5 protein-coding genes and 1 pseudogene are annotated in these 6,727 nt (G+C 72.2%); 5 read left to right on the top strand and 1 reads right to left on the bottom strand.

Features of this window, described 5'->3' with window-relative positions; genetic code table 11:
* A pseudogene (locus AOK17_RS35170) lies at positions 1-858 on the top strand (hypothetical protein); the annotation flags it as partial.
* A gap of 63 nt (positions 859-921) precedes the next feature.
* Here the strand turns inward: AOK17_RS35170 and AOK17_RS35165 are convergent.
* Positions 922-1,650: a hypothetical protein gene (locus tag AOK17_RS35165; RefSeq protein ID WP_055616652.1), complete on the bottom strand. Its 729-nt coding sequence runs from the start codon at positions 1,648-1,650 to the stop codon at positions 922-924.
* A 241-nt stretch (positions 1,651-1,891) separates the two neighbouring features.
* Here AOK17_RS35165 and AOK17_RS35160 point away from each other — a divergent pair, with 241 nt between their 5' ends.
* The 4 genes from AOK17_RS35160 (at position 1,892) to AOK17_RS35145 (ending at position 6,651) form a co-directional block, all read left to right on the top strand.
* Positions 1,892-3,691 carry an ABC transporter transmembrane domain-containing protein gene (locus tag AOK17_RS35160; RefSeq protein ID WP_055616651.1) on the top strand — a complete coding sequence of 600 codons (1,800 nt, stop codon included), beginning with the start codon at positions 1,892-1,894 and terminating at the stop codon, positions 3,689-3,691.
* Entirely contained in the window at positions 3,688-5,478 is a 1,791-nt protein-coding gene (locus tag AOK17_RS35155) for an ABC transporter ATP-binding protein (RefSeq protein WP_055616650.1), read from the top strand. Before AOK17_RS35160 ends, AOK17_RS35155 begins: the two co-directional genes overlap by 4 nt.
* 356 nt (positions 5,479-5,834) lie before the next feature.
* Positions 5,835-6,305, top strand: coding sequence for a DUF5709 domain-containing protein (locus tag AOK17_RS35150; protein WP_055616649.1), 471 nt, complete (start codon positions 5,835-5,837; stop codon positions 6,303-6,305).
* 64 nt (positions 6,306-6,369) lie between these two features.
* The gene (locus tag AOK17_RS35145; protein ID WP_055616648.1) at positions 6,370-6,651 is read left to right on the top strand and encodes a type B 50S ribosomal protein L31; all 282 of its coding nucleotides are present in this window, start codon (positions 6,370-6,372) and stop codon (positions 6,649-6,651) included.
* Positions 6,652-6,727: the final 76 nt, after the last annotated feature.

Below are 6,727 nucleotides of genomic sequence, written 5' to 3'. Positions count from 1 at the left end.
GCCGCGCCCAATCTGTGGTGGCAGGCGGATCACGACTGGCCGCAGCTGACGGTCGCGGAGGGGATCGGCACGGACGACGGGACCGAGAACCGGATCCTGTTCGTGCCCGAGCAACTCATCTATCTGTCCCCGCTGTTCGTGCCGGTGTGGGTCGCCGGTTGGCTGCGGCTCTGGCGCGATCCGGCCCTGCGCTGGGCTCGTCCGGCAGCGGTCGCGTACCCCCTGCTGTGTGCGCTGGTCCTGGCGCTGGGCGGCAAGGGGTACTACGTCGTTCCGCTGCTGACCGTGCTCCTCGTGGCGGGCTGCGAGCCGACTCTGGCCCGGACGCGGCGGCACGGGCGAATGTGGCCCGTGGTGGCCGTGCTCGTGACCGTCGCGATCAACACGATGGTCACCCTGCCCGTGCTGCCGCCGAGTTCGCTCACCGTGCCGATGGCGCTCAACAAGGAGCAGGGCGAGCAGGTGGGCTGGCCCGCGCTCGCCGACGCGACCGCGAAGGGCTGGTCCGCGATTCCCGCGCGCGAGCGGGCGAGGGCCGTGGTCTTCACGCAGAACTACGGCGAGGCGGGCGCCCTGGACCGCTACGGCCCCGCGCGCGGGCTGCCTCGGCCCTACTCCGGCCATATGAGCTACGCCGACTGGGGCCCTCCGCCGGACTCGGCCGACGGACCGGTGCTCCTCGTCCGGCAGGAGGACGCGGACGGCATCGAGCGGTACTTCACCGACTGCCGTCGGGTCGCGCGCGTGGACAACGGGCACGGCGTGGAGAACGAGGAGCAGGGCGCGGCCGTGCTGTTGTGCTCGGGGACGGCGCAGCCGTGGTCGCGGCTGTGGCCGTCCCTTCGCCACTACTACTGAGGGCGCGCGGTGGCTACTGGGGGCGGTGGCTACTGAGCGCGCGTTGTGGCCGGTGACGGGCGGTCAGGCGGCCTTGAGGTTCGCCTTGTCGCCCATCACCACGACCGGTTTCTGGTCCGGGTCGAGGGTGCGCAGCAGGTACTCCATACCGGACTTGGGCAGGCTCACGCAGGCCGACGTACCGCTGCCGTGGTCCATGTGCAGCCAGATGCTGCCGCCCTTGGACTGGCCCTGGGGGCGGGTCGGGTCGTTCGGTGAGGTGCCCTTGACGCGGTTGTAGTCGATGGCGATGACGTAGTCGAAGTCGTTCCAGTGCGACTTGGCCCAGTAGTGCGGGGCCTGGAAGCCCGCCGACTCGGTGTACGGAAGCTTGGCACCGGGGTCGGTGAGGACGCCGCCCGCGTCGCTGAGCGTGAACACCCCGACGGGGCTGCGCTTGTCGTTCTCGCGGTGGTTGGTCGTCCAGCCCTTCTTGCCGTTGTGGCCCTTCCAGCTGCGGGTCTTGTCCCAGGTGGAGCCGGACTTGGTGTAGAGGACGATCGTGGAGTCCGCCGAGTTCTCGCCCTCTCCGTAGACGGCCACGACCTGGCGGGAGCCCGAGGGGATCTGCTTCCGCAGCTTGTCGCCGACGTCCGGGATGGTCTTGAGGTCGACGGTGCGCCGCTGCCCGGACCCGGTCCCGCCATCCGCCTGCCCGTCGCTCTTCTTCCCGCTCCCGCCGTCCGAACTGCCGCAGGCCGCCAGGGACATCAGAAGGGCACCGGACACCGCGGCCACGGCCGTCGTGCGCATCGCACCACCTGTTCGCGTCACACCGCCGGTTCGCGTCGCACCGCCTATTCGCATCGGTCCATCGTCGCACCACGATCCGGACGATTGCGTCCGGCCCCTCGGCTTCCGGGCGATATGCGGGCGGTCCGGGCCGAATCTTTGCCTCGCGGCGGAAAACCGTTTGCCTGCGGACACGCTGTGACGCGAACCTTTCACGGTTTGTTGCCTCCGCCACTCCGTTCAACGAGCTCCCTGGGACGTCATGCAGATTCAAGACCTTCCGTATCCCGACCCGGGTGTGCCCGACGCACGCTCGGGGCCCCGGTTCCTGGTGTGGCTCGGCCGGAATCAGCTCGGCGGACAGGCGAAGGCCCTGGCCTGGGGTCTGCTGCACTTCCTGTCCGTGTCCGGGCTGCCCTTCTGTGTGGGCTTCGCCGTCCAGGCCGTCGTGGACCGCTCCGGTGCGCGGCTCGGCATGGCGGGCGGGCTGATCGCGCTGTGCGGGGCCGGTATCGCGCTGGGCGACACCATGCTCCACCGGGCCGCGGTCACCAACTGGATCACCGCTGCCGCACGCGTCCAGCAGCTCCTGGCGCGCAGGACCGCCCTGCTGGGCTCCGCGCTGACGCGGCGCGTGGCGGCCGGTGAGATCGTCGCGGTCTCGACCGGTGACGTGGAGAAGATCGGCTGGTTCGTCGAAGCCGTGTCGCGGTTCACCGCTGCCGCGGTCACCATCGTGGTCGTCTGTGTCGCCCTGGTCGTCTACCAGCCGGCGCTCGGCGTCGTCGTGGCCGTGGGTGTGCCCGTCCTGGCGCTCGCGGTGCTGCCGCTGCTGCCCCGGGCGACCCGGCGTGCCGACTTCCAGCGCGAGAAGGCGGGACACGCCACCGAGCTCGCCTCGGACACCGTCGCGGGTCTGCGCGTGCTGCGTGGCATCGGCGGCGAGGAGCTGTTCCTCGACCGCTACCGCCGCGCCTCGCAGGAGGTCCGGCACGCGGCCGTGCGCAGCGCCCGTATGTGGGCGCTGATCTCCGCGATCCAGGTACTGCTGCCCGGACTGCTGCTGATCGTCGTCATCTGGCACGGCGTGAACCTGGCCCGCGACGGCCGGATCACCGTCGGCGAACTGGTCACCGTGTACAGCGCCGTCATGCTCCTCACCTATCCGCTCCGTCACTTCGAGGAGATCGCGATGGCCTACTCCTTCTCCCGGCCGTCCGCGAAACGCGCCGCCCGGGTGCTGTCGCTGGAGCGGGCGACGGACGGCGAGGGCTCCCGCGAGGCCGTCGTACCGGCCGGCGATCTGTACGACCCCGCGACCGGGCTGCTCGCGCCCGCCGGACGGCTCACCGCGGTGGTGTGCGGTGACCCGGACTCGGCGGGTGTGCTGGCCGAGCGGCTCGGCGGTCATGCGGCGGACTCCTCGGAGCTGCCGTCGGCGCTGGTCGGCGGCGTGCCGCTGGACGAGCTGCCGCTCGACTCGGCCCGCAGCGCCGTCCTCGTCCAGGACAAGGACCCGGTGCTGCTCTCCGGCACCCTGCGCGAACTGCTCGAAGTGCCCGCCTCCGGGGACGTCGGTGCCGAGGAGGCACTGGCCGCCGCGCAGTGCGGCGACGTCCTGGACGCGCTCGCCCAGGGGTCGCTGGACGCCGCCGACCCGATGGACGCCCGGATCACCGAACGCGGCCGTTCCCTGTCGGGCGGCCAGCGCCAGCGTCTCGCGCTGGCCCGGTCGCTGATCACGGACCCGGAGGTGCTCGTCCTGGACGAACCGACGTCCGCGGTCGACTCGCACACCGAGGCACGCATCGCTGACGGCCTCCGCTCCCTGCGCCAGGGCCGTACGACGGTGGTGTTCACCTCGTCGCCGCTGCTCCTGGACCACGCGGACCGGGTCGTACTCGTCCACGAGGGCGAGGTCGCGGCGGTCGGCATGCACCGCGAGCTGCTGCACAGCGAGCCCAGGTACCGGGCCGTGGTGACCCGTGAGACCGACGACGAGGCCGCTTCACACGAACTGGGCCGCCTGCGAGAACTGGAAGAGATCGAGGAGACCGCATGATCGGCGTGGCGCCACCGGCCTACGACCCGGCGGCCCCGACGACCGCAGAGACCCTGCCCGTCGGCGCCCCCGCGACCGTACGCGCCTACGTGGCCGAACTGTTCCAACGGCACCGCCGGGCCTTCCTGCTGCTCATCACCGTCAACACGGTCGCCGTCATCGCCTCGATGGTGGGCCCCTACCTGCTGGGCTCGCTCGTCCAGCGCGTCTCCGACGGCACGGCGGCGGCCCGCGAACTGCACATGGAGCGCACCGCAGCGCTGTTCGTCCTCGCCCTCGTCGTCCAGGCCGTGTTCGTACGCCAGGTGCGGCTGCGGGGCGCGATGCTCGGCGAGCGGATGCTGGCCGACCTGCGCGAGGACTTCCTCGTGCGGTCGGTGGGGCTGCCGCCGGGCGTCCTGGAACGGGCCGGGACGGGCGATCTGCTGTCCCGGATCACCACGGACATCGACCGGCTGGCCAACGCCATGCGCGAGGCCGTACCGCAGCTGGCCATCGGTGTGGTGTGGGTGGCGCTGCTGCTCGGCGGGCTCGCCGTGACCGCGCCGCCGCTCGCGCCTGCGGTACTGGTCGCCGTCCCGATCCTGGTGGTGGGCTGCCGCTGGTACTTCAAGCGCGCGGGGTCCGGCTACCGCTCCGAGGCCGCCGGCTACGCCGCCGTGGCCGCCGTGCTCTCGGAGACCGTGGACGCGGGCCGCACCATCGAGGCGCACCGCCTGAGCGAGCGCCGCATCGCCCTGTCGGACCGGCGGGTCCAGGAGTGGACCGCCTGGGAGCGGTACACCCTGTGGCTGCGCTCGGTGCTCTTCCCGGTCATCAACCTCACCCACGTCACGGTCCTCGGCTCGGTCCTGATGATCGGCGGGTACTTCGTCCTCCAGGGCTGGATCGGGGTGGGGCAGCTGACGACGGGTGCCCTGATCGCGCAGATGCTCGTCGACCCGGTGGGCCTGATCCTGCGCTGGTACGACGAGCTCCAGGTGGCCCAGGTCTCGCTGGCCCGGCTGGTCGGCGTCCGCGACATCGAGCCGGACGCCGGTGACGCGTCGCTGGCCCCCGACGGCCGGGACGTGCACGCCGACCAGGTGCACTTCGGTTACCGCGCGGGCGTCGACGTACTGCGCAAGGTCACCCTGGAGGTCGCACCGGGCACCCGGCTGGCCCTGGTCGGCCCGTCCGGCGCGGGCAAGTCCACGCTGGGCAGGCTGCTCGCCGGGATCTACGCACCCCGGACCGGCCGGATCACACTGGGGGGCGCCGAACTGTCCCGGATGTCCGCCGAACGCGTCCGCTCCCATGTGGCGCTGGTCAACCAGGAACACCACGTGTTCGTGGGCGCCCTGCGCGACAACCTGCTCCTCGCCCGTACGGAGGCCGACGACGCCGAGCTGTGGGCCGCCCTCGGCGCGGTCGACGCCGACGGCTGGGCGCGGGCGCTGGACGACGGTCTGGACACCGAGGTCGGCTCGGGCGGGCTGGCCCTCACTCCGGCCCAGGCGCAGCAGATCGCGCTGGCCCGGCTGGTGCTCGCCGATCCGCACACGCTGGTCCTGGACGAGGCCACCTCGCTCCTCGACCCGCGCGCGGCCCGGCATCTGGAGCGCTCCCTGGCCCGCGTCCTGGACGGCCGCACCGTGGTCGCCATCGCCCACCGGCTGCACACCGCCCATGACGCGGACGTCATCGCGGTCGTCGAGAACGGCCGTATCAGCGAGCTGGGCAGCCATGATCAACTGGTCGCCGCGGACGGCGCGTACGCGGCACTGTGGCGGTCCTGGCACGGGTGAGCGGAACTGCCCCCGGTGTGAGCGGGCGGTGCCCCGGGTCGGCCTCTGCGCGGGCCGGCCTGGGGCGGCCGGGGTCCGCTCATGAGCGGGTCGGGATCGCGCGCCGGCGTGCTCCTCGCTCCGGCCCCCACCCACCGCTGGTGACGGGGCCGGAGTCTGCCACCGGGCTCCGTGCCGTTGCGCGGTGTCGAAGAGGGGTGGAAGGGTGGATGTCGGCACCGGCTCGGGGAACGCCCGGGAACCGCCTGGTTCCGTACGTTCCGTACGCCGTACAGGCGAGGCCTGGGCCGAGCGGCCCGCGCACCCGCCGCCGAACACGGTGACAGCAGGCCGGCCCGCACCACCTGGAGGTACCCGTGGACAGCGCCGACGGTTGGGGAGACGACGTCTACCAGCCCGACGGATCCGAGGTTCAGGACGACGCGGGGCTGCTCGACGCCGAGGACACCCTGGAATCCGACGGCGTGGACGATCCTCTGGACCGGGGCTGGTCACCACCGGAGCGACCGTGGGCGGTGGAGCGCAACGACGTGACCGCCGCCGAGCGGCATCGAGGCGAGACCCTGGACGAGCGCCTCCTGGAAGAGGTCCCGGAGATCGCAGAGCCGGACGGTGACGGCATCGGAGACTGCCCGGACTCGGACGGCGAACCCCTGGACAACGAGGTGGGAGACCTCCGCTCCGGCCGTCTCGTGGCGCCGAACGAAGGAGCGCACGAGGATGGGGAGAGCGGCCTGATCGCCACCGACGTGGGCATCGACGGCGCCGCGGCCTCGGCGGAAGAGGCCGCCATGCACATCGTCGACGAGGACTCCCCGTACGGCTGACGGGGCTGGCCCCGTCGTCTCCCCCGACCTGTCCGCGCACCTTCTCCCCAGGCAAGGAGCACCCATGCAGCAGGACAAGCAGCCCGACTACCACCCCGTGGCCTTCCGTGACCGCGCCGCCGGATACGCCTTCCTCACCCGGTCCACGGCGACCAGCGACCGGACGATCGACTGGGACGACGGCGAGACGTACCCCGTCGTGGACGTGGAGATCTCCTCCGAGAGCCACCCCTTCTACACCGGCAAGGCCCGGACCGTGGACACGGAGGGCCGGGTCGCCCAGTTCGAGAAGCGGTACGGCAAGGGGAGCCAGGACCAGGCGCCGGGCGGGGGCGACGCTGCCTGATCGTGTGCGGTCTGATCGTGTCCGGGGGCGAGTGTCGGGCCGTCGGGGGACGGCGCTCGCCCCCGGACACGATCAG

It is taken from the genome of Streptomyces phaeochromogenes (assembly GCF_001418655.1).
GTDB classification, from domain to species: Bacteria; Actinomycetota; Actinomycetes; order Streptomycetales; family Streptomycetaceae; genus Streptomyces; species Streptomyces phaeochromogenes.
Note: the sequence above shows the minus strand (reverse complement) of the source record. Positions and strands in the feature narration are given on the sequence as shown.